This is a genomic window from Pseudomonas sp. IPO3778 (assembly GCF_013386825.1).
Taxonomy (GTDB): domain Bacteria; phylum Pseudomonadota; class Gammaproteobacteria; order Pseudomonadales; family Pseudomonadaceae; genus Aquipseudomonas.
On the sequence record NZ_JACARC010000023.1, the window covers coordinates 62,701 to 82,314 of the forward strand.

13 protein-coding genes are annotated in these 19,614 nt (G+C 61.7%); 9 read left to right on the forward strand and 4 right to left on the reverse strand.

From position 1 onward, the window contains the following. Window positions 1–73 precede the first annotated feature (73 nt). Entirely contained in the window at window positions 74–910 is an 837-nt protein-coding gene (locus HX855_RS10650; protein WP_076015494.1) for a 23S rRNA (adenine(2030)-N(6))-methyltransferase RlmJ, read from the forward strand. Between the two features lie 98 nt (window positions 911–1,008). Here HX855_RS10650 and msrA read toward each other — a convergent pair whose 3' ends face one another. From msrA to aceE, 4 genes are all read right to left on the reverse strand, one after another. Then, on the reverse strand, window positions 1,009–1,656 hold the full coding sequence (gene msrA / locus HX855_RS10655; protein ID WP_063033432.1) for a peptide-methionine (S)-S-oxide reductase MsrA: 648 nt from the start codon (window positions 1,654–1,656) through the stop codon (window positions 1,009–1,011). Window positions 1,657–1,730: 74 nt separating this feature from the next. Beyond that, window positions 1,731–4,421 carry a bifunctional diguanylate cyclase/phosphodiesterase gene (locus HX855_RS10660; protein WP_177086267.1) on the reverse strand — a complete coding sequence of 897 codons (2,691 nt, stop codon included), beginning with the start codon at window positions 4,419–4,421 and terminating at the stop codon, window positions 1,731–1,733. 510 nt (window positions 4,422–4,931) lie between these two features. Beyond that, window positions 4,932–6,584 carry a dihydrolipoyllysine-residue acetyltransferase gene (aceF, locus tag HX855_RS10665; RefSeq protein ID WP_177086269.1) on the reverse strand — a complete coding sequence of 551 codons (1,653 nt, stop codon included), beginning with the start codon at window positions 6,582–6,584 and terminating at the stop codon, window positions 4,932–4,934. Window positions 6,585–6,595: 11 nt separating this feature from the next. Beyond that, window positions 6,596–9,241 (reverse strand): pyruvate dehydrogenase (acetyl-transferring), homodimeric type, encoded by a 2,646-nt coding sequence (gene aceE, locus HX855_RS10670; protein WP_177086271.1) that lies wholly within the window; start codon window positions 9,239–9,241, stop codon window positions 6,596–6,598. Window positions 9,242–9,624: 383 nt separating this feature from the next. Here aceE and glnE point away from each other — a divergent pair, with 383 nt between their 5' ends. The 8 genes from glnE to HX855_RS10710 are packed head-to-tail and all read left to right on the forward strand — an operon-like array spanning window position 9,625 to window position 19,566. Then, window positions 9,625–12,564 carry a bifunctional [glutamate--ammonia ligase]-adenylyl-L-tyrosine phosphorylase/[glutamate--ammonia-ligase] adenylyltransferase gene (gene glnE / locus HX855_RS10675; protein WP_177086273.1) on the forward strand — a complete coding sequence of 980 codons (2,940 nt, stop codon included), beginning with the start codon at window positions 9,625–9,627 and terminating at the stop codon, window positions 12,562–12,564. Window positions 12,565–12,619: 55 nt separating this feature from the next. After that, window positions 12,620–13,654 carry a lipopolysaccharide heptosyltransferase II gene (gene waaF, locus HX855_RS10680; protein ID WP_177086275.1) on the forward strand — a complete coding sequence of 345 codons (1,035 nt, stop codon included), beginning with the start codon at window positions 12,620–12,622 and terminating at the stop codon, window positions 13,652–13,654. Window position 13,655: 1 nt separating this feature from the next. Beyond that, window positions 13,656–14,714, forward strand: coding sequence for a lipopolysaccharide heptosyltransferase I (gene waaC, locus HX855_RS10685; RefSeq protein WP_177086277.1), 1,059 nt, complete (start codon window positions 13,656–13,658; stop codon window positions 14,712–14,714). Beyond that, window positions 14,714–15,838, forward strand: coding sequence for a glycosyltransferase family 4 protein (locus tag HX855_RS10690; protein WP_177086279.1), 1,125 nt, complete (start codon window positions 14,714–14,716; stop codon window positions 15,836–15,838). The genes waaC and HX855_RS10690 overlap by 1 nt, the downstream gene beginning before the upstream one ends. Continuing rightward, window positions 15,835–16,641: a lipopolysaccharide core heptose(I) kinase RfaP gene (gene rfaP, locus HX855_RS10695; protein WP_177086281.1), complete on the forward strand. Its 807-nt coding sequence runs from the start codon at window positions 15,835–15,837 to the stop codon at window positions 16,639–16,641. Before HX855_RS10690 ends, rfaP begins: the two co-directional genes overlap by 4 nt. Further along, window positions 16,641–17,375 carry a lipopolysaccharide kinase InaA family protein gene (locus HX855_RS10700; RefSeq protein WP_177086283.1) on the forward strand — a complete coding sequence of 245 codons (735 nt, stop codon included), beginning with the start codon at window positions 16,641–16,643 and terminating at the stop codon, window positions 17,373–17,375. The genes rfaP and HX855_RS10700 overlap by 1 nt, the downstream gene beginning before the upstream one ends. After that, window positions 17,372–18,124 (forward strand): lipopolysaccharide kinase InaA family protein, encoded by a 753-nt coding sequence (locus HX855_RS10705; RefSeq protein ID WP_177086285.1) that lies wholly within the window; start codon window positions 17,372–17,374, stop codon window positions 18,122–18,124. The genes HX855_RS10700 and HX855_RS10705 overlap by 4 nt, the downstream gene beginning before the upstream one ends. Then, window positions 18,124–19,566: a lipopolysaccharide kinase InaA family protein gene (locus HX855_RS10710; RefSeq protein ID WP_177086287.1), complete on the forward strand. Its 1,443-nt coding sequence runs from the start codon at window positions 18,124–18,126 to the stop codon at window positions 19,564–19,566. Before HX855_RS10705 ends, HX855_RS10710 begins: the two co-directional genes overlap by 1 nt. Window positions 19,567–19,614: the final 48 nt, after the last annotated feature.

The following is a 19,614-nucleotide window of genomic DNA, read 5'->3' on the forward strand; positions in this document are numbered from 1 at the left end:
GCACCACCTGACGCGCAGCCCTGCACCTTTGCCTGCGTAAAAGGTAAACTTCGCCCCCTGCGCAGGAGCAACCATGAATTATCGTCACGCCTTTCACGCCGGCAACCACGCCGATGTCTTCAAACACCTGACCTTGACCCGCCTCATCGCCCTGATGTCGCGCAAGGAGCAGCCGTTTGCCTATCTCGACACCCACGCCGGCATCGGTCTGTACGACCTGCAGGGCGACCAGGCGAACCGCACCGGTGAGTACCTGGAAGGTATCGCACGCCTGTGGGGCCAGGCCGACCTGCCACCGCTGACCGCCGATTACATGCGCGTGCTGCACGAGATGAACCCCGATGGCGAGTTGCGCTACTACCCGGGCTCGCCGGAGCTGGCACGGCGCCTGACGCGGCCCCAGGACCGCGTGTTGCTCAACGAGAAACACCCGGAAGACGGCCTGCTGCTCAAGGACAACATGAAGGGCGACCGTCGGGTGAAAGTCCACCTTGGCGAAGGCTGGCACGTACCACGGGCGCTGCTGCCGGTGCCGGAAAAGCGCGCGTTGATGCTGATTGACCCGCCGTTCGAAAAGCTCGACGAGATGCAACGCTGCGCTGCGTCCCTCAAGGAAGCCGTGAGCCGGATGCGCCAGACCGTGGCCGCGATCTGGTACCCGGTGAAAGACCAGCGCATGCTGCGTCGCTTCTACCAGGACCTGGCCGGCACCGGCGCGCCGAAGTTGCTGCGAGTGGAATTGCTGGTGCATCCGTTGGACACGCCGAACACCCTGACGGGCTCGGGTTTGGCGATTGCCAATCCGCCGTGGGGTTTGGAGGAGGAATTGCGTGAGCTGCTGCCGTGGTTGTCCAAGCAGCTTGGGCAAACCCAGGGTGGGTGGCAGATGGATTGGCTGATCGCCGAATAGTTGTATCGTTTGCTGGATCGCTATCGCGGGCAAGCCCGGCTCCCACATTGGAACGCATTCCAATGTGGGAGCCGGGCTTGCCCGCGATGCTTTTGGCGTCAGATCGGGCAGGTCACGCCTGTGCCGCCGATCCCGCAGTAACCCTGCGGGTTCTTCGCCAGGTACTGTTGGTGATACGCCTCGGCGAAGTACACGGTCGGCGCTTCTTCGATTTCAGTCGTGATGGTGCCCAGGCCAGCCTTGGTCAGCTCATTCTGATACGCCTGGGCGCTGGCCTTCGCCGCCTCCAGGTGCTCCGGTTTGACCGCATAGATCACCGAGCGGTACTGGCTGCCGATGTCATTGCCCTGGCGCATGCCCTGAGTCGGGTTGTGCAGTTCCCAGAACATTTTCAGCAGCTCTTCGTAGCTGATCTTGTCCTGGTCAAACACCACCAGCACCACTTCGCTGTGGCCGGTCAGGCCTGAGCACACTTCTTCGTACGTCGGGTTCGGCGTGTAGCCGCCGGCATAACCCACCACCGTGCTGACGATGCCTTCACGCTGCCAGAAACGGCGCTCTGCACCCCAGAAACAACCCAGGCCGAAGATCGCAAACTCTACGTTGTCGACAAACGGGCCCAGCAGCGGGTTGCCGTTAACGAAGTGAGTTTCGGGCAGGGACATCGGGGTTTCACGGCCAGGCAAAGCTTGTTCTTGAGTGGGGAGCACGTTTTTGTTCACCAGAATTTCCGAGCGTAAGACCATGATCAGTCCTCTCAGTCAGATTGAGTTACAGATAAGAATTCAGACTGCCAGTGTGCCCGAGTGTTACCGCGCTGTCAGGCGATTGGCCCGCGAGGATAGCGTTTAAGCTTCTGGATCAGCTCGGACCCCGGGATGGGCCGGTCGAACAGGTAGCCCTGGCCGACGTCGCAACGGTGGCGGCGCAGGAACGCCAGCTGCTCGGCGGTCTCGATGCCTTCGGCCACCACCTTGAGCTTGAGGTTGTGGGCCATGGCGATCACGGCGGAGGTGATCTCCATGTCGTCCTGGTTGTCCGGGATTTCATGAATAAAGCTGCGATCGATCTTGATGATGTCGATCGGGAATTTTTTCAGGTAGCTGAGTGATGAGTAACCGGTGCCGAAGTCATCCATGGCCAGGGTCAGGCCAAAACTCTTCAACTGATCCAGTTGCAGGCGCGTGTCCTCGGTGGCTTCCAGCAGCAAGCCTTCGGTCAGTTCCAGCTCCAGCAGGTTGGCCGGCAGCTGTTCTTCCTTGAGGATCGCGGCAATCGAGGCCACCAGGTCCGGGTCGGAAAACTGCTTGGGCGACAGGTTGATCGCCACTTGCAGGTTACCCATACCGGCGGCGGTCAGTTGCCGGCTCATGCGGCACGCCTGGCGGGCAATCCATTTGCCGATAGGAATGATCAACCCGGTCTCTTCAGCCACGCTAATGAATTGATCGGGGCGGATCATGCCCTTTTCTGGATGGTTCCAGCGCAGCAGCGCTTCCATGCCCAGCAGACGCCCGCTGCGCAGGCACAGCTTGGGTTGGTAGAACACGTCCAGCTCGTTTTGGGTCAGGGCGCGGCGCAGGTTGTTTTCCACAAACAGCTTGTAGCTGGCCTCGGCATTCAGCGCTTCGGTAAACACCTGCACCTGGTGTTTGCCGTTGGCCTTGGCCTTGTGCAGCGCCAGGCCGGCGTTGCGCATCAGGGTTTGCGGGTCGCGGCCATGCAGCGGCGCGCAGGCCAGGCCCACGGAGCCGGTGACGCTGATCAGTTGGTTGTCGACGAACATCGGCTTGTCGAGGGTGGCCAGCAACTGGCTGGCGACCTGCTGGCCGGTCTCAAGGTCGGTATCGTCCAGCAGCACGGCAAATTCGTTACTGGCAAACCGCGCCAGGCTGCCGCTGGCGCTCAGGCTGTTACGCAGGCGCCGGGCCAGGCTGATCAGCAGCTTGTCGCCGGTCTGGTGGCCGAGGCTGTCGTTGATCCGCTTGAAGTTGTCGATGTCCACCAGCAGCAGGCTGATCGGGCTGTCGCTGTCGCGGGCAAAACGTTCGTCGAGGTTGCGAATGAACGCCGGCCGGTTGCCCAGGTTGGTCAGGTTGTCGGTGTAGGCCAGGCGTTCGATGCGTTGCTGGGCCAGCTTGGTCTGGGTGATGTCTTCGTAGATGCCGATGTAATGCGTCAGCTCACGGTTGTCGCCATAGACCTTGGAGATCGACAACTGGCCCCAGTAGGGTTCGAGGTTCTTGCGACGGCTCTTGAACTCGCCCTGCCAGCTGTTGCTCTTGGCCAGGCTTGAAGGCGCGTCGAACAGCAGCTCGCTGAGGTTCTCCAGCGCCGGCAGTTCCGACAGCAGGTGGCCGTGGACTTCTTCGGTGCTGTATTGGGTGATCGCGGTGAAGCTGGGGTTCACGTACTCCACCACGCCGTCGCAGTTGACCAGCAGGAACGCGTTGGCGCTTTGCTCCACGGCCCGTTGGAACAAGTGCAGGGCGCTGGTGGCGGTGCGGCGGTTGTGGTTGTTGATCACCTGGGCGAACTGGTCGGCCAGCTCGCCGGCAAACGCGATCTCGTCGGACTGCCAGGCGCGGGTGCTGCCGCTTTGCTCCAGGCACAACACGCCGACCACATTGCCATCGACGCGGATACTGGCGTCGAGCATGGCGTGGATGTCCCGGGGGCGCAGGCTCTCGGCCATTTCCCGAGTGCGCGGGTCACGCATCGCGTTCGTCGCGTCGATGGCACGGCTGGTTTGCAGGGCTTCCAGGTAGTCCGGGAAGCCACTGGCATCGATGGGCTCCGGCAGGTGGTGCTGCTGATCGTCGCGGTGGTAGGCGGAAATCGGCACCAGGCGCTGGTTTTCGAGGTTCCAGATGCTTGCGCAGTCGATCTGGTAGATATCGCAGGCGCTGCGGGTGATCAGTTCGGCCGCTTCTTGCAGCGAGTTGTTGGTGCTGTAGCGCTGGCGAGCCAGCAGCAGGATCAGCTCCTGCTGGGCGCGCACCCGCTCAAGGTGTTGCAGTTGTTCCTGCTGGGCGCGCTGGTTGAGTTCCAGGGCGATCTGCAAGCGGCTGTTCTGGCTTTCGAGATCCGCTGCCGGGGCCGGCGAGATATCACTGAACAGGCCGTCGACCACCATCAGGTAGCCACGCAGCAGGTGCCGATTGTGTTGTTTGTAGGCCTCGCCCAGCTCCAGCAGGCTCAGCGGGCCGTCGTTGGTGTGCAGGGTGTAGCGCACCAGGTAATGCGGGCTGATGGTCAGCTGTTCCTGGATGGCATCATGCAGCTGATAGCGTGCCTGGGGCTCCATCAGGCTGGCGTAGGGCGAGCCGATCAGGGCGCACAGTTCCACCGCAGGCAGGCCGAATTGGCGTTCGCAGTTGGGGTCGAGGTACAGCAGGGCCCAGCTTGCCTCATTAAGCCGCTCGAAACGCAGCATACCGAGGCGCGAAGGCACCGGTAATTGCGTCACTACCTCGGCCGCCGTACGGGCGACATCGGGTTGGCTTTTCATGGGGAAACTCGCTTGGAAAAATGCGCATCGCGCCGGGCTCACGCCCTCTTTACTGTTGCCTGCGGCAAGGTTGCATCATGCAGCACGGGCTGACAAGAGAGGATGAAGGCTAAGTGCTATAAGTGAGTTATCGGCCGGCAGGGGCTTTTCTGCAATCGGGGTGATGGGTGGCGATCCCGAACCCACGCAGGAGCCTCTGTAGGAGCGAGCTTGCTCGCGAAAAACACCCAGGCACCGCGCTCATTCAGACCGCCCGCGTCATCGTTAACGACCTTCGCGAGCAAGCTCGCTCCTACAAAGAGGCAGGCAACAATCGTTAACGACCTTCGCGAGCAAGCTCGCTCCTACAAAGAGGCAGGCAAAAATCGTTAACGACCTTCGCGAGCAAGCTCGCTCCTACAAAGAAGCAGGCAAAAAAAGCCCCGCCAATTGGCGGGGTTGAGGTACGAGCGTGGCGCTCGGAAATCGTTGAAGCCAGGTCTTCTGCGTGGGCAGAAGACCTGTTGAGGCTTAAAGCAGAATGGTGCGGATGTCGTTCAGCAACTGGCTCAGGCGCTGAGTGAAGCGTGCAGCCGCCGCGCCATTGATCACACGGTGATCGTAGGACAACGACAGTGGCAGCATCAGCTTCGGCTGGAACGCTTTACCGTCCCACACAGGCTGGATGGTGGCCTTGGAAACACCCAGGATCGCCACTTCCGGCGCGTTGACGATTGGCGTGAAGCCAGTGCCGCCAATGTGCCCGAGGCTGGAGATGGTGAAGCACGCGCCTTGCATGTCGTCGGCGGTGAGCTTCTTGTCGCGGGCCTTGGCAGCCAGTGCGGCGGCCTCAGCGGCCAGCTGCAGCAGGCTCTTCTGATCAACGTTCTTGATCACAGGCACCAGCAGGCCGTCCGGGGTATCGACCGCAAAGCCGATGTTCACGTACTTCTTGCGGATGATCGCCTTGCCGCTAGGGGCCAGCGAGCTGTTGAAGTCCGGCAGTTCCTTGAGCAGGTGGGCGCAGGCCTTGAGCAGCAGTGGCAGCACGGTCAGTTTTACGCCAGCCTTCTCGGCGACGGCTTTCTGCGCAACGCGGAAAGCTTCCAGGTCGGTGATGTCGGCCTGGTCGAACTGGGTCACGTGCGGGATGTTCAGCCAGCTGCGGTGCAGGCTCGACGCGCCGATTTGCATCAGGCGGGTCATTGGCACTTCTTCGGTTTCGCCGAAGCGGCTGAAGTCCACGACCGGGATCGGCGGAATGCCCGAGCCACCGGTAACAGCGCCGGCAGCCGGAGCTTCCTTGGCTTTCTGCATCATGGATTTGACGTAAACCTGCACGTCTTCCTTCAGCACGCGACCGTGAGGACCAGTGGCCGACACCGCATTCAACTCAACCCCGAATTCACGGGCCAGTTGGCGCACGGCAGGGCCGGCATGAACCTTGGCACCGCTTGGCGCAGGTGCAGCCGCCGGAGCCGGTGCGGCCTCGGCTTTTGCAGCAGGCGCAGGGGCGGCGGCAGCCGGTGCAGCTTCAGCCTTGGCAGCCGGAGCAGCGGCGGCTGGAGCGGCAGCAGCAGGGGCCGCAGCGCCCGCTACTTTCAGCTTGAGGATGAAGTCGCCAGTGCCGACTTCGTCTTCCAGCTTCACGGCAATGCTTTCCACCACACCGGCAGCCGGCGAAGGGATTTCCATGGAGGCCTTGTCGGACTCCAGGGTGATCAGCGACTGGTCGGCTTCGACGGTGTCGCCGACTTTAACCAGCAGCTCGATGATCTTGGCCTTGCCCGACGAGCCGATGTCCGGAACATGAATATCCTGGACGGTAGCGGCGGCAGCAGGAGCAGGTGCAGCAGCCGGGGCCGCTGGGGCCTCGGCAGCAGCGGCAGGTTTTTCAGCAGCGGCTGGGGCAGCTGCAGAAGCGGCCGCCGCAGGGGCCGCATCTGCGGCACCTTCGATTTCCAGCTCAAGCAGTTCGTCGCCTTCTTTCAGGCGGTCGCCCAGCTTCACTTTCAGGCTTTTGACCACGCCGGCCTTGGGAGCAGGGATTTCCATGCTCGCCTTGTCCGACTCCAGGGTCAGGATGCTCTGGTCGGCTTCGACGGTGTCGCCGACCTTCACAAACAGTTCAATTACTTCACCTTCACCGCTGCCGATGTCAGGTACGCGAATGAGTTCGCTCACAGAAAGTCTCCTCAGCAGTCCAGTGGGTTGCGTTTTTCCGGGTTGATCCCGAACTTGACGATAGCGTCTGCTACCACCTTAGGTTCGATTTCACCACGGTCAGCCAAGGCTTCCAGGGCTGCCAACACCACGAAATGACGGTCGACTTCGAAGAAGTGACGCAGCTTTTTACGGCTGTCACTCCGGCCGAAACCGTCGGTGCCCAGGACTTTGAATTCCTTGGACGGTACCCACTGACGAATTTGTTCAGCAAACAGTTTCATGTAGTCGGTAGAGGCGATCACCGGACCCTTACGGCCAGCCAGGCACTCTTCAACGTAGGTGCGCGCAGGCTTCTGGCCCGGGTGCAGACGGTTGCTGCGCTCTACGGCCAGGCCGTCGCGACGCAGTTCGTTGAAGCTGGTAACGCTCCATACGTCAGCACCGACGTTGAACTCTTCACGCAGGATTTTCGCAGCTTCACGCACTTCGCGCAGGATGGTGCCGGAGCCCATCAGTTGCACGTGGTGAGCGGCTTCCTTGGTGTCTTCTTCGAGCAGGTACATGCCCTTGATGATGCCTTCCTCGACACCCGCCGGCATGGCTGGCTGCTGGTAGGACTCGTTCATCACGGTGATGTAGTAGAAAACGTCCTGCTGCTCTTCGGTCATCTTCTTCATGCCGTCCTGGATGATCACCGCCAGCTCATAGCCGTAGGTTGGATCAAAGGTGCGGCAGTTCGGGATGGTGCCCGCCAGGATGTGGCTGTGGCCGTCTTCGTGTTGCAGGCCTTCGCCGTTCAGCGTGGTCCGGCCGGCAGTACCGCCGATCAGGAAGCCACGGGTACGGCTGTCGCCTGCTGCCCAAGCCAGGTCGCCAATACGCTGGAAGCCGAACATCGAGTAGAAGATGTAGAACGGCAGCATCGGCTGGTTGTGGCTGGAGTACGAAGTACCGGCCGCGATGAAGGAGCTCATGGCGCCCGCTTCGTTGATGCCTTCTTCGAGGATCTGGCCCTTCTTGTCTTCCTTGTAGAACATCACCTGGTCTTTATCGACTGGCTCGTAGAGCTGGCCGACGGAGGAGTAGATGCCCAACTGACGGAACATGCCTTCCATACCGAAGGTACGGGCTTCGTCCGGGATGATCGGCACGATACGCGAACCAATTTCCTTGTCCTTGACCAGTTGCGCGAGGATCCGCACGAAGGCCATGGTGGTGGAGATTTCACGGTCGCCCGAGCCGTCCAGGATAGCCTTGAGGGTATCGAGTGGCGGTGTAGGGATGTCGAAGGATTTAGCGCGGCGCTGTGGCACGAAACCGCCCAGTGCAGTGCGACGCTCGCTGAGGTAGCGGGCTTCGGCGCTGTTTGGCTCCGGCTTGAAGAACGGCAGGTTCTCCAGCTCGTCGTCCTTGACCGGGATGTCGAAGCGGTCGCGGAACAACTTCAGGCTTTCAACATCCACTTTCTTGGTGTTGTGCGCAGTGTTCTTCGCTTCGCCGGCACCGGTGCCATAACCCTTGATGGTCTTGGCCAGGATAACGGTAGGTTGTTCTTTGTGGTTGACCGCTTCGTGGTACGCCGCGTAGACCTTGTACGGGTCGTGGCCGCCACGGTTGAGTTTCCAGATCTCGTCGTCGGACAGGTCTGCAACCATCGCCTTGAGTTCTGGCGAGTTGAAGAAGTGTTCACGTACGAACGCGCCGTCTTTGGCTTTGTAGTTCTGGTACTCGCCGTCGATGACTTCGTCCATCCGGCGTTGCAGGATGCCGTCGACGTCCTTGGCCAGCAGTGGGTCCCAGAAACGGCCCCAGATGACTTTGGTCACGTTCCACTGAGCACCGCGGAACACGCCTTCGAGTTCCTGGATGATCTTGCCGTTGCCGCGAACCGGGCCGTCGAGGCGCTGCAGGTTGCAGTTGATGACGAAGATCAGGTTGTCCAGCTTCTCGCGGCCGGCCAGGGAGATGGCGCCCAGGGATTCCGGCTCGTCACACTCGCCGTCGCCCAGGAAGCACCAGACTTTCTGCTTGCCTTCAGGGATGAAGCCACGGGCTTCCAGGTACTTCATGAAGCGTGCCTGGTAGATCGCCTGGATCGGGCCCAAGCCCATGGATACCGTCGGGAACTGCCAGAAATCAGGCATCAGCCAAGGGTGCGGATAGGACGAGAGGCCCTGGCCGTCGACTTCCTGGCGGAAGTTGTTCATTTGTTCTTCGGTGATGCGGCCTTCCATGAACGCACGGGCGTAGACGCCTGGCGAGGTGTGGCCCTGGAAGTAGATCAGGTCGCCGCCGTGTTCGTCGGTCGGGGCCTGGAAGAAGTAGTTGAAGCCGATGTCGTACAGGGTTGCGCTGGAAGCGAAGCTGGAGATGTGACCGCCCAGGTCAGAATCTTTCAAGTTCGTGCGCATTACCATCGCCATGGCGTTCCAGCGTACCAGCGAGCGAATGCGGCGTTCCATGAACAGGTCGCCAGGCATGCGTGCTTCGTGGGTAACGGGGATGGTGTTGCGGTACGGCGTAGTGATGGCGTAAGGCAGTTGCGAGCCGCTGCGGGTCGCGAGTTCGCCCATACGGGTCATCAGGTAGTGCGCACGGTCTTCGCCTTCTTTGTCGAGAACCGATTCCAGGGCGTCCAGCCATTCCTGGGTTTCGACGGGATCGAGGTCTTGCATGGCTTGCTCCAGGGCGGAAAGGCTACCAGAATCGGTTGCCTGAAGTTTGCGACTGGCCTTGTGGGCAGACGACATAAATTCTTGGATGGCCGAAGGTTGCTTCGGCGTCCTGTAGTTTTACTACAAATCGTCGGCCATTTCAGCCTTTCGAATGTATATACGAGTAGTAAAACTACACAAGACTGAGCGGATTGCTCTGTCTTGCTGGCGAGCATAATCGTTATTGTTGGTCATTTGCGAACAAGAAAAGGTGAAATCTTGATGCTGCCTGCCAAAATGAAATTAATTTCAGCTATTTCTAACCTTTGTTCGACAGTCCTTCACCGAGCGTGGTTCTTGCGTTCACAGCAACAGGCCGTTTACGCGCCGATCAAGGATAGACCATGAGCCTTCCAGTGCAGGCCGAATTGCCGGCCATCCTGCTTCCATTTGCCCAACGGGCCGAGCAGTCATTTCGTGACGCCGTGGCCGGATTGGACGGCGATAATGGCCTTTCTGAGTGGACGCCGCAACGTTGGGCTGACTTCGCCCGTGTGTGCGCCGCCAGTGATTTCGTTATTGAACAGAGTGTTCGTGACCCTTTGATGTTGCTGGAACTGGTGGCCTGGGGCGAGCTGGACCGAGGCTTTGCCCCCGGTGAGCTGTGCGGGCAGATTGCGGTGGCGGTGCAACAAGCCGAAACAGAAGACGAACTGGGCCGGGTTCTGCGCCGCCAGCGCACCCGCCAGCAAGTGCGGATCATTTGGCGTGACCTGACCCGACAGGCGGACCTGGTGCAAACCTGCCGCGATCTATCGGACATGGCCGACGCCAGCATCGACCAGGCCTATCAGTGGCTATACCAGCGCCATTGCGTGCTGTTCGGCACGCCCACCGGTCGCCGCAGCGGCGAGCCGCAGCACATGGTCATCCTCGGCATGGGCAAGCTCGGCGCCGTGGAGCTGAACCTGTCGTCCGACATCGACCTGATCTTCGCCTACCCGGAAGGTGGCGACACCGTGGGCGTCAAACGCTCGCTGGATAACCAGGAGTTCTTCATCCGCCTTGGTCAAAAACTGATCAAGGCCCTGGATCCGATGACCGTCGACGGCTTCGTGTTCCGCGTTGACATGCGCCTGCGGCCCTACGGCTCCGCCGGGGCGCTGGTGCTCAGCTTCAACGCGCTGGAGCAGTACTACCAGGACCAGGGCCGCGACTGGGAACGCTACGCGATGATCAAGGCGCGGGTGGTGGCCGGTGACCAGGTGGCCGGCGCGCAATTGCTCGACATGCTGCGACCGTTTGTCTACCGGCGTTACCTGGATTTTTCCGCCATCGAAGCGCTGCGCACCATGAAGCAGCTGATCCAGCAGGAAGTACGGCGCAAGGGCATGGCCGAGAACATCAAGCTGGGCTCGGGGGGCATCCGCGAAGTCGAATTTATCGCCCAGGCGTTCCAACTGATCCACGGTGGCCGTGACCTGAGCCTGCAACAGCGCCCGCTGCTAAAAGTGTTAGGCACGCTGGAAGGCCAGGGCTACCTGCCGCCGGCGGTAATCGCCGAGTTGCGCGATGGCTATGAATTCCTGCGCTACACCGAACACGCGATCCAGGCGATTGCCGACCGCCAGACCCAAATGCTCCCGGACGGTACCGAAGACCAGGCGCGAATTGCCTTCATGATGGGCTTCCCGGACTGGACCGCGTTCCACGAACGCCTGATGTACTGGCGTGGTCGGGTGGACTGGCATTTCCGTCAGGTGATCGCCGACCCGGATGAAGAAGAGGGCGAAGAAAGCGAGCTGGTGGTGGGCGGCGAGTGGTTGCCGCTGTGGGAAGAGTCCCAGGACGAGGAAGCCGCTTGCCGGCAACTGCAGGAAGGCGGTTTTACCGACGCGCCCAGAGCCTTGAAAACTTTGGCGGGCCTGCGCAGCAGCCCGCAATTGCGCGCCATGCAGCGCTTGGGTCGCGAGCGCCTGGATGCATTTATCCCGCGCCTGCTGGCCCAGGCTGTCGAGCACGCCAACCCGGATCTGGTGCTGGAGCGCGTCCTGCCATTGGTCGAAGCTGTCGCCCGACGTTCCGCTTATCTGGTGCTCCTGACAGAAAATCCCGACGCCCTGCGCCGCCTTTTGACCCTGTGCGCCGCCAGCCCGTGGATTGCCGAGCAGATCACCCGCTTCCCGCTGCTGCTGGACGAATTGCTCAACGAAGGCCGCCTGTTCAAACCGCCGTTGGCGCCAGAACTGGCCGCCGAATTGCGCGAGCGCCTGACACGCATCCCCGAAGACGATCTTGAACAGCAGATGGAAGCCCTGCGTCACTTCAAACTGGCTCACCGCCTGCGGGTGGCGGCCTCGGAAATCGCCGGTAGCCTGCCGTTGATGAAGGTCAGTGACTACCTGACCTGGCTCGCCGAAGCCATCCTCGAACAAGTGCTGGCCCTGGCCTGGCGCCAGACCGTCGCCCGTCACGGCTCGCCGCAGCGGGTGGACGGTACGTTGTGCGATCCCGGCTTCATCATTGTCGGTTATGGGAAAGTCGGCGGTATCGAATTGGGGCATGGTTCGGACCTGGACCTGGTGTTTATCCACGACGGTGACCCGCAAGCCGAAACCGACGGCGCCAAGCCGATCGACGGCGCACAGTTCTTTACCCGGCTGGGCCAGCGGATCATTCACCTGCTGACCACCCAGACCAACTCCGGGCAGTTGTACGAAGTGGACATGCGCCTGCGACCCTCGGGCGCATCCGGTTTGCTGGTGAGTTCCCTGGGCGCGTTTGCGCGCTATCAGGAAAACGAAGCCTGGACCTGGGAACACCAGGCGCTGGTGCGCGCACGGGTGCTGGTGGGCAGCCAGGATGTGGGCCGTGCGTTTGAGCGCGTACGGGCGCAAGTGCTGGGCCGTGCACAGGACCTGGACAAGCTGCGCCAGGAGGTCAGCGAGATGCGCGCGAAGATGCGTGACAACCTCGGAACCAAGTCCACGGCAGCCGGAAGGGCGGCGAATGCCTTCGAACCCACGGTGGCGTTTGACCTCAAGCAGGACGCCGGAGGTATCGTCGATATTGAATTTATGGTGCAATACGCGGCTTTGGCGTGGTCTGCGCAACATCCATCGTTGCTGCGCTACACCGACAATATCCGCATTCTGGAAGGCCTGGAGCAGGTCGGGCTGATGCCCGCCGCCGATGCCCATTTGCTGCGCGAGGTGTATAAAGCCTACCGCTCCGCCGCTCACCGCCAGGCCTTGCAGAACGAGGCCGGTACGGTTACCGGGGACCAGTTCGCTGACGAACGGCGCCAGGTGCAGCGAATCTGGCATGAACTGGGGTTAAGCTGAAACACTATATAAGGCGGGGAGGCATGAGCCTCCCCGTATCGTTTGTGGAAACTACATGAATATTCTGATCGTTGGGCCCAGTTGGGTCGGTGACATGGTGATGGCGCAGACACTGTTCCAGTGCCTGAAGCAACGCCATCCCGACTGCCAAATCGACGTGCTCGCCCCCGAGTGGAGCCGGCCGATTCTTGAGCGCATGCCCGAAGTGCGTCAGGCCTTGAGCTTCCCGCTCGGCCACGGCGCGCTGGAGTTGGCGACCCGCCGACGCATCGGCAAGTCCCTGGCCGGGCAGTACGATCAGGCCATCCTGTTGCCCAACTCGATGAAGTCGGCGCTGGTGCCGTTTTTTGCCGGCATCCCCAAGCGCACCGGCTGGCGGGGCGAGTTTCGTTATGGCTTGCTCAATGATGTGCGCAAGCTCGACAAAGCCCGCTACCCGCTGATGATCGAGCGCTTCATGGCCCTGGCCTACGCGCCGGGCGCCGAGTTGCCCACGCCTTATCCGCGCCCGAGCCTGCAAATCGACCCGGTCACCCGCGATGCCGCCCTGGCCAAGTTCGGCCTGGAGCTGGACCGTCCGGTGCTGGCGCTGTGCCCTGGCGCCGAGTTTGGCGAGTCCAAGCGCTGGCCGTCGGAGCATTACGCCAAGGTCGCGGAGATGAAGATTCGCGAGGGCTGGCAAGTCTGGCTGTTCGGCTCGAAAAACGATCATTCGGTGGGTGAGGATATTCGCCAGCGCCTGATCCCGGGCCTGCGTGAAGAGGCGGTCAACCTCAGCGGCGACACGTCCCTGGCGGAGGCCATCGACCTGCTGTCCTGCGCCGACTCGGTGGTGTCCAACGACTCCGGCCTGATGCACGTGGCCGCCGCGCTGAACCGCCCGCTGGTGGCGGTGTACGGTTCGACGTCTCCAGGGTTTACCCCGCCGCTGGCCGACAAGGTCGAAGTGGTGCGCCTGGGGCTGGAATGCAGCCCGTGTTTCGATCGCACCTGCCGTTTCGGCCACTACAACTGCCTGCGCCAACTGTTGCCGCAACCCGTCAGCGACGCGTTGCAGCGGTTGCAGGGTTCTGTGGTCGAGGTCCGTTAAGTTGCGGGTTCTGGTAATCAAGACCTCATCCCTGGGTGATGTGATTCATGCGTTGCCGGCGTTGACTGACGCCGCGCGGGCGATCCCGGGCATCCGGTTTGACTGGGTGGTGGAAGAAGGCTTCGCCGAAATTCCAGCCTGGCACCCGGCGGTGGACAAGGTGATTCCGGTGGCGATCCGCCGCTGGCGCAAGAACCTCTGGCAGACCTTCAAGAGTGGCGAATGGCGGCGCTTCAAGAAGAGCGTGCAGTCGACCAAATACGACTTGGTGATCGACGCCCAGGGCCTGCTGAAAAGCGCCTGGCTGACCCGTTACGTGCGTGCTCCGGTGGCGGGCTTCGATAAGCAGTCGGCTCGAGAACCATTGGCCGCGCATTTCTATTCCCGGCGTTTGGCCGTGGCCCGTGGGCAGCATGCGGTGGAGCGCTTGCGCCAGCTGTTTGCCGTCGCCCTGGGCTACGACCTTCCCAAAGGCCTGGGTGACTACGGCCTCAGCGTCGAAAAATTGCAGGGCCTGCCGCCGAAAAAGCCGTTCGTATTGCTGCTGCACGGCACCACGTGGGACACCAAGCACTGGCCGGAAGCCTACTGGCGCGACCTGGCCGAGCGCATGGACCGTTTTGGCGTGGACGTGAAGTTGCCGTGGGGCAATGCCGCCGAAAAGGCCCGCGCCGAACGCTTGGCCAAAGGTCTGAAAAACGCTGAAGTGCTGCCCAAGCTGAACCTGGCGGGCGTGGCCCGTGTACTGGCCAATGCCCAGGCGTGTGTCGCTGTCGACACCGGCCTCGGTCACCTGGCCGCTGCGCTGGATGTGCCGACGATTTCACTGTTCGGCCCCACCAACCCGGGCCTGACTGGCGCCTATGGCAAGGCGCAGATTCACCTGGCCAGCGACTTCCCGTGTGCGCCATGCCTGCAAAAGAAATGCACCTATCAACCGACCGCCGAAGACCAGCGCCGGTTTGATATCAAGCGCGAGTGGCCACTGTGCTTCACTCGCCTGAACCCTGAGCGTGTCGCAACGCGATTAAGCACGTTGTTATTGGCTGAGGAACACTGATGCAACTGGCTTTTGTCCTCTACAAATACTTCCCCTTTGGTGGCCTGCAGCGCGACTTCATGCGCATTGCCCTGGAGTGCCAGCAGCGCGGCCATCAAATTCGCGTCTACACGCTGATCTGGGAAGGCGATGTTCCACCGGGCTTTGAAGTGTTGGTGGCGCCGGTCAAGGCGCTGTTCAATCATCGGCGCAACGAAAAGCTCTACGCCTGGATCCAGGCCGACCTGGCCAAGCGCCCGGTTGATCGGGTGGTGGGCTTCAACAAGATGCCGGGGCTGGACGTGTACTTCGCCGCCGACGGCGTGTTCGAAGACAAGGCACAAAACCTGCGCAACCCGATGTACCGCTGGTTCGGTCGTTACCGGCACTTTGCCGAATACGAGCGCGCGGTATTCGACAAGGGCGCCAAGACCAAAATCCTGACGATCTCCCGGCAACAGCAGCCGTTGTTTACCCAGTATTACGGCACCGAGCCTGAGCGTTTTCACCTGCTGCCGCCGGGCATTGCCCGCGACCGCCGCGCGCCGCCCAACGCCGCTGAAATTCGCGCCGAGTTTCGCCGCGAATTTGGCTTGGCCGAAGATGATTTGCTGCTGGTGCAGATTGGCTCGGGCTTCAAGACCAAGGGCGTCGACCGTAGCCTCAAGGCCCTGGCCGCGCTGCCATCCCGGTTGAAGAAGCGCACCCGGCTATTTGTAATCGGCCAGGACGACCCCAAAGTATTCCAGTTGCAGAGTGCCGCACTGAGCCTGGGCGACCAGGTGCAGTTCTTCCAGGGCCGCAGCGATATTCCGCGTTTCCTGTTGGGGTCGGACCTGTTGATTCACCCGGCCTACAACGAGGCGGCCGGCAATGTGCTGATCGAAGCGGTGGTCGCCGGTCTCCCGGTGCTGGTGAGCCAGGTCTGCGGTTACGCGTTTTACATCGACGAGGCTCAAAGTGGCCGGGTGTTGGACGAACCGTTCGAGCAGGCCCAGCTCAACCAGTACCTGGTGGATATGCTCGACGACCAAGAAGCGCGCGCGGCCTGGAGCCGCAATGGTCTGGCCTTCGCTGAGACGGCCGACCTCTATAGCATGCCGCAGTACGCTGCGGACCTGATTCTGGCGGAGCCAAACCGATGAAGTTGATTCTTGCCGAACCGTTCAAGACCCTGTGGGCCGGGCGCGATGCGTTCGCCGAAGTCGAGAAGCTGGACGGTCAGGTGTTTCGTGAGCTGGCCGCCCGCCGTACCTTGCGTACGGAAGTGGAAGGCCGCCATTATTTTGTGAAGATCCACCGGGGAATTGGCTGGGGTGAAATCCTCAAGAACCTGATCACGGCAAAGTTGCCCGTCTTGGGCGCAGGCCAGGAGTGGGACGCGATCCAGCGTCTGCAGGAACTCGGTGTGCCCACCATGACCGGCGTGGCTTTTGGTGAAAAGGGCAGCAACCCGGCTGATCAGCACTCGTTCATCGTCACGGAAGAGCTGGCGCCTATCGTCAGCCTTGAAGACCTGACCATGGACTGGGTCAAGCAGCCGCCCGTGCCGGCGATTCGGCACGCCCTGACCGTTGAGCTTGCGCGCACGCTGGGTGCGATGCACCGGGGGGGCGTGAACCATCGTGATTGCTACCTGTGCCACTTCCTGTTGCACACCGAGCAGCCGGTCACTGTCGATAACATCAAGCTCTCGGTGATCGACCTGCACCGTGCCCAGGTGCGTTCGAAGATTCCACGGCGCTGGCGTGACAAGGACCTGGCGGGGCTTTACTACTCCGCCCTGGAGATTGGTTTGACCCGGCGCGACAAATTGCGGTTTCTCAAGGCCTACTTCCAGCAGCCTTTGCGCCAGATCCTGGGCGAGCAAAGCGCGCTGCTGGCGGCGCTGGAACGCATGGCCTCCAAGCTTTACGCACGCAAGCAACGATACGGGGATGCGCTCTGATGGCGGGTTGGAACCTGGAACCTGCTTACGCCGCCCTGGCGGATGACTTTGGTAGCCTCGAGGCGGTGTTTGCCTTGCAAGGGGAGCGCCTGACTCGCGATCCGTTGTCCGAAGTGATTCGTGTGGAGCGCGGCGGGGTCAATTATTACGTCAAGCGCTACGTCGGCGCGGGCAAGGGTTTGCGCCGTTACCTGGGCAAGCCACGGGTCAAGTCTGAATGGCAGAACCTCAAGCGCTTCGCCAAGTGGGGCATTCCCACCGCCGACGTAATCGCCTGGGGCCTGGAGCGCAAAGGCCTGGCTTATCACCGTGGGGCGATGATTACCCGCGAGCTGCCAAAAACCGAAGACCTGTCGGCATTGGCCGAGCGCAACGACCCGCGATTGTCTGACCCTGTGTGGGTCAATAACATCAGCCGGCAACTCGCTGAATACACGCGGACCATGCACGACCACCGGTTTACTCACAACGATTTGAAGTGGCGCAACTTGCTGGTGGACGACCAGCAAACCCTGTACCTGATCGATTGCCCCAACGGCGATTTCTGGCGCGGGTTCTGGCTCAAATACCGCATCACCAAAGACCTGGCCTGCCTGGACAAGGTCGCCAAGTATCACCTGTCGGCCACCCAGCGCCTGCGCTTCTACATGCAGTACCGCCAGCGCCAGCACCTGAGCGCGTCGGATAAACAGCGAATTCGTCACGTGGTGAAGTTTTTCGAGGGACGAGAATGAGTGATTTCCTGGCGGCCGAAGATCGGGCATTGCTTGAGCGCAACGGCCTCGGCACTTTCGATGCGCTATGGGCCAAGCAACTGGATGCAGTGGACGAGCCCAACACCAGTCGCGGCGGCTGGAGCAGTGTGTTTCGCCTCGAGCTCGAGGGCCAGGGCTACTACCTCAAGCGCCAGAGCAACTACCTGACGCGCACCTTGCACCGGCCGTTTGGCGAGCCGAGTTTTGCCCGTGAGTTTCGCAATATCAGCCGTTACCGGCAGTTGGGCATTCCGGCGTTGCAGGCGGCGTTCTTCGGTGAGCGCAAAGTGGCGGGGGAGCATCGGGCGATGTTGCTGACCCGGGCGCTGGATGGCTGGAATGACCTGGATTCGTTGCTGGAGCAATGGTCTGAACTGAGCGACCCGCAGCAGCGGGCGATCCTGCTGGCTTGCGGTCAGTTGGCGCGCCGGCTGCACAGCGTGGGCCAGGTGCATGGTTGTTTTTATCCCAAGCATATTTTCCTGCAGGCCAGCGGCGATGGTTATGCGGCGCAGTTGATCGACCTGGAGAAAACCCGCCCGTTGTTGTTCGGCTGGCGTGACCGGGTCAAGGACCTGGAGCCGCTGTTGCGTCGTGCGCCGCAGTGGTCGGACGACCAGGTTCGCCTACTGCTGGCGGCGTATCTGGATCAGCCGCAGGACAGCGCCTTGGTCGCCACCTGGAACCAGCGCCTTGCCGCTCGGCGCAGTCACAAGGAGAACCGCTGATGCGTTTGTCCGAACTGAAAAATGCCGGCCGTACCCCCAGCCTGCCCCTGAGCATCGAGCTGGCAGACGCGGCCGGGCCTGGGCAGTTGCAACTGCTCAGCCTGCTGCGGGTATTGCCGGGCCAGCGCTATGTCGGCGCCGCCGTGTGGCGCGGGCGCCCGGTGCTGGCCAAGTTGCTGGTGGGCCGCAAGGCGGCGCGGCATTTTCAGCGTGAACTCAAGGGGGTGCGGCTGTTGGCCGAGCAAGGCCTGACCACGCCGCTGTTGCTGGCCGATGGTCTGCAAGAGGGCGAGGGTGGTTGGCTGCTGTTCGAGTTTCTGGAAGGCGCCGACAGCCTGGCTGATGCCTGGCACGCCGTTGAAGGTTTGCCGCCATTGGCCGACGAGCAACAAGCGGTGCTGGCCGAGGCGTTGGGCGCGATTGCGCAGATGCATGCCAAGGGCCTGTGGCAGGAAGACCTGCACCTGGACAACCTGCTGCGCCAGGACGGCAAACTGTATTTGATCGATGGCGCCGGGATCTGCGTCGAAGAGGCGGGCAAGCCGCTGTCCCGCAGCCGGGTGCTGGAAAACCTCGGGGTGTTTTTCGCCCAATTGCCGAAAAACCTCGAGCCGTTTACTGAAGAGTTGCTGGTGCACTACCTGCTGAGCAATGGCGAACACGCGTTGCCGATGGAAGCGTTGCAGAAGCAGGTGCACAAAGTCAGCGTCTGGCGCTTGAAGGATTTCCTGAGCAAGGTGGGCCGTGAGTGCACGCTCTTCAGCGTGATGCGTGGGCCGTTTGCCTTGCGCGCGATTCGGCGTGAGGAAGAAGCGGCGATGCTGCCGGTGCTGGCGCAGGCCGATGCGCTGCTGGACCAGGGCCACCTGTATAAAACCGGCGGGGCGGCCAGCGTTGCCAAGGTCGAGGTGGCCGGTCGGCCGCTGGTGATCAAGCGCTACAACATCAAGGGTTTCGCTCATTGGCTCAAGCGCTTCTGGCGTCCGAGCCGGGCCTGGCATTCGTGGCGCGAGGGCAATCGCCTGGTGTTCCTCGGTATTGCCACGCCCAAGCCGCTGGCGTTGCTGGAAAAGCGTTTCCTGTGGCTGCGCAGCCGGGCTTACCTGGTGACTGAGTACCTGCCCGGGCCGGATATCATCGAGCGGTTTGCACCGTATGTTGAACGTGGCGATGCGCCTGAAGCCGAGTTGGTTGCCCTTGATGATCTGTTTGCAGAACTGATCCGCGAGCGCATCAGTCATGGAGACTTCAAGGGGCATAACCTGTTCTGGCAGGGGGACCGCTGGGCGATGATCGACCTGGATTCGATGTGTCAGCATGGTTCACTGAGCAGCTTCGCCCCGGCTTACGCCAAAGACCGCGCGCGGTTTATGCGTAACTGGTCTGAGAGCAGTGCGTTGCATCGGGTTATTGATCAGCGGGTGCCGAAAGAAGTGGGTTAGGCTTTTCAGGGCCGCAGCGCGGCCCAACGGGGGACAAGCCCCCTCGCC

Coding starts and splice junctions, on each gene's coding strand:
- HX855_RS10650 (WP_076015494.1), top strand. CDS start 74: ATGAATTATCGTCACGCCTTTCACGCCGGCAACCACGCCGATGTCTTC.
- msrA (WP_063033432.1), bottom strand. CDS start 1,656: ATGGTCTTACGCTCGGAAATTCTGGTGAACAAAAACGTGCTCCCCACT.
- HX855_RS10660 (WP_177086267.1), bottom strand. CDS start 4,421: ATGAAAAGCCAACCCGATGTCGCCCGTACGGCGGCCGAGGTAGTGACG.
- aceE (WP_177086271.1), bottom strand. CDS start 9,241: ATGCAAGACCTCGATCCCGTCGAAACCCAGGAATGGCTGGACGCCCTG.
- glnE (WP_177086273.1), top strand. CDS start 9,625: ATGAGCCTTCCAGTGCAGGCCGAATTGCCGGCCATCCTGCTTCCATTT.
- waaF (WP_177086275.1), top strand. CDS start 12,620: ATGAATATTCTGATCGTTGGGCCCAGTTGGGTCGGTGACATGGTGATG.
- HX855_RS10690 (WP_177086279.1), top strand. CDS start 14,714: ATGCAACTGGCTTTTGTCCTCTACAAATACTTCCCCTTTGGTGGCCTG.
- rfaP (WP_177086281.1), top strand. CDS start 15,835: ATGAAGTTGATTCTTGCCGAACCGTTCAAGACCCTGTGGGCCGGGCGC.
- HX855_RS10700 (WP_177086283.1), top strand. CDS start 16,641: ATGGCGGGTTGGAACCTGGAACCTGCTTACGCCGCCCTGGCGGATGAC.
- HX855_RS10705 (WP_177086285.1), top strand. CDS start 17,372: ATGAGTGATTTCCTGGCGGCCGAAGATCGGGCATTGCTTGAGCGCAAC.
- HX855_RS10710 (WP_177086287.1), top strand. CDS start 18,124: ATGCGTTTGTCCGAACTGAAAAATGCCGGCCGTACCCCCAGCCTGCCC.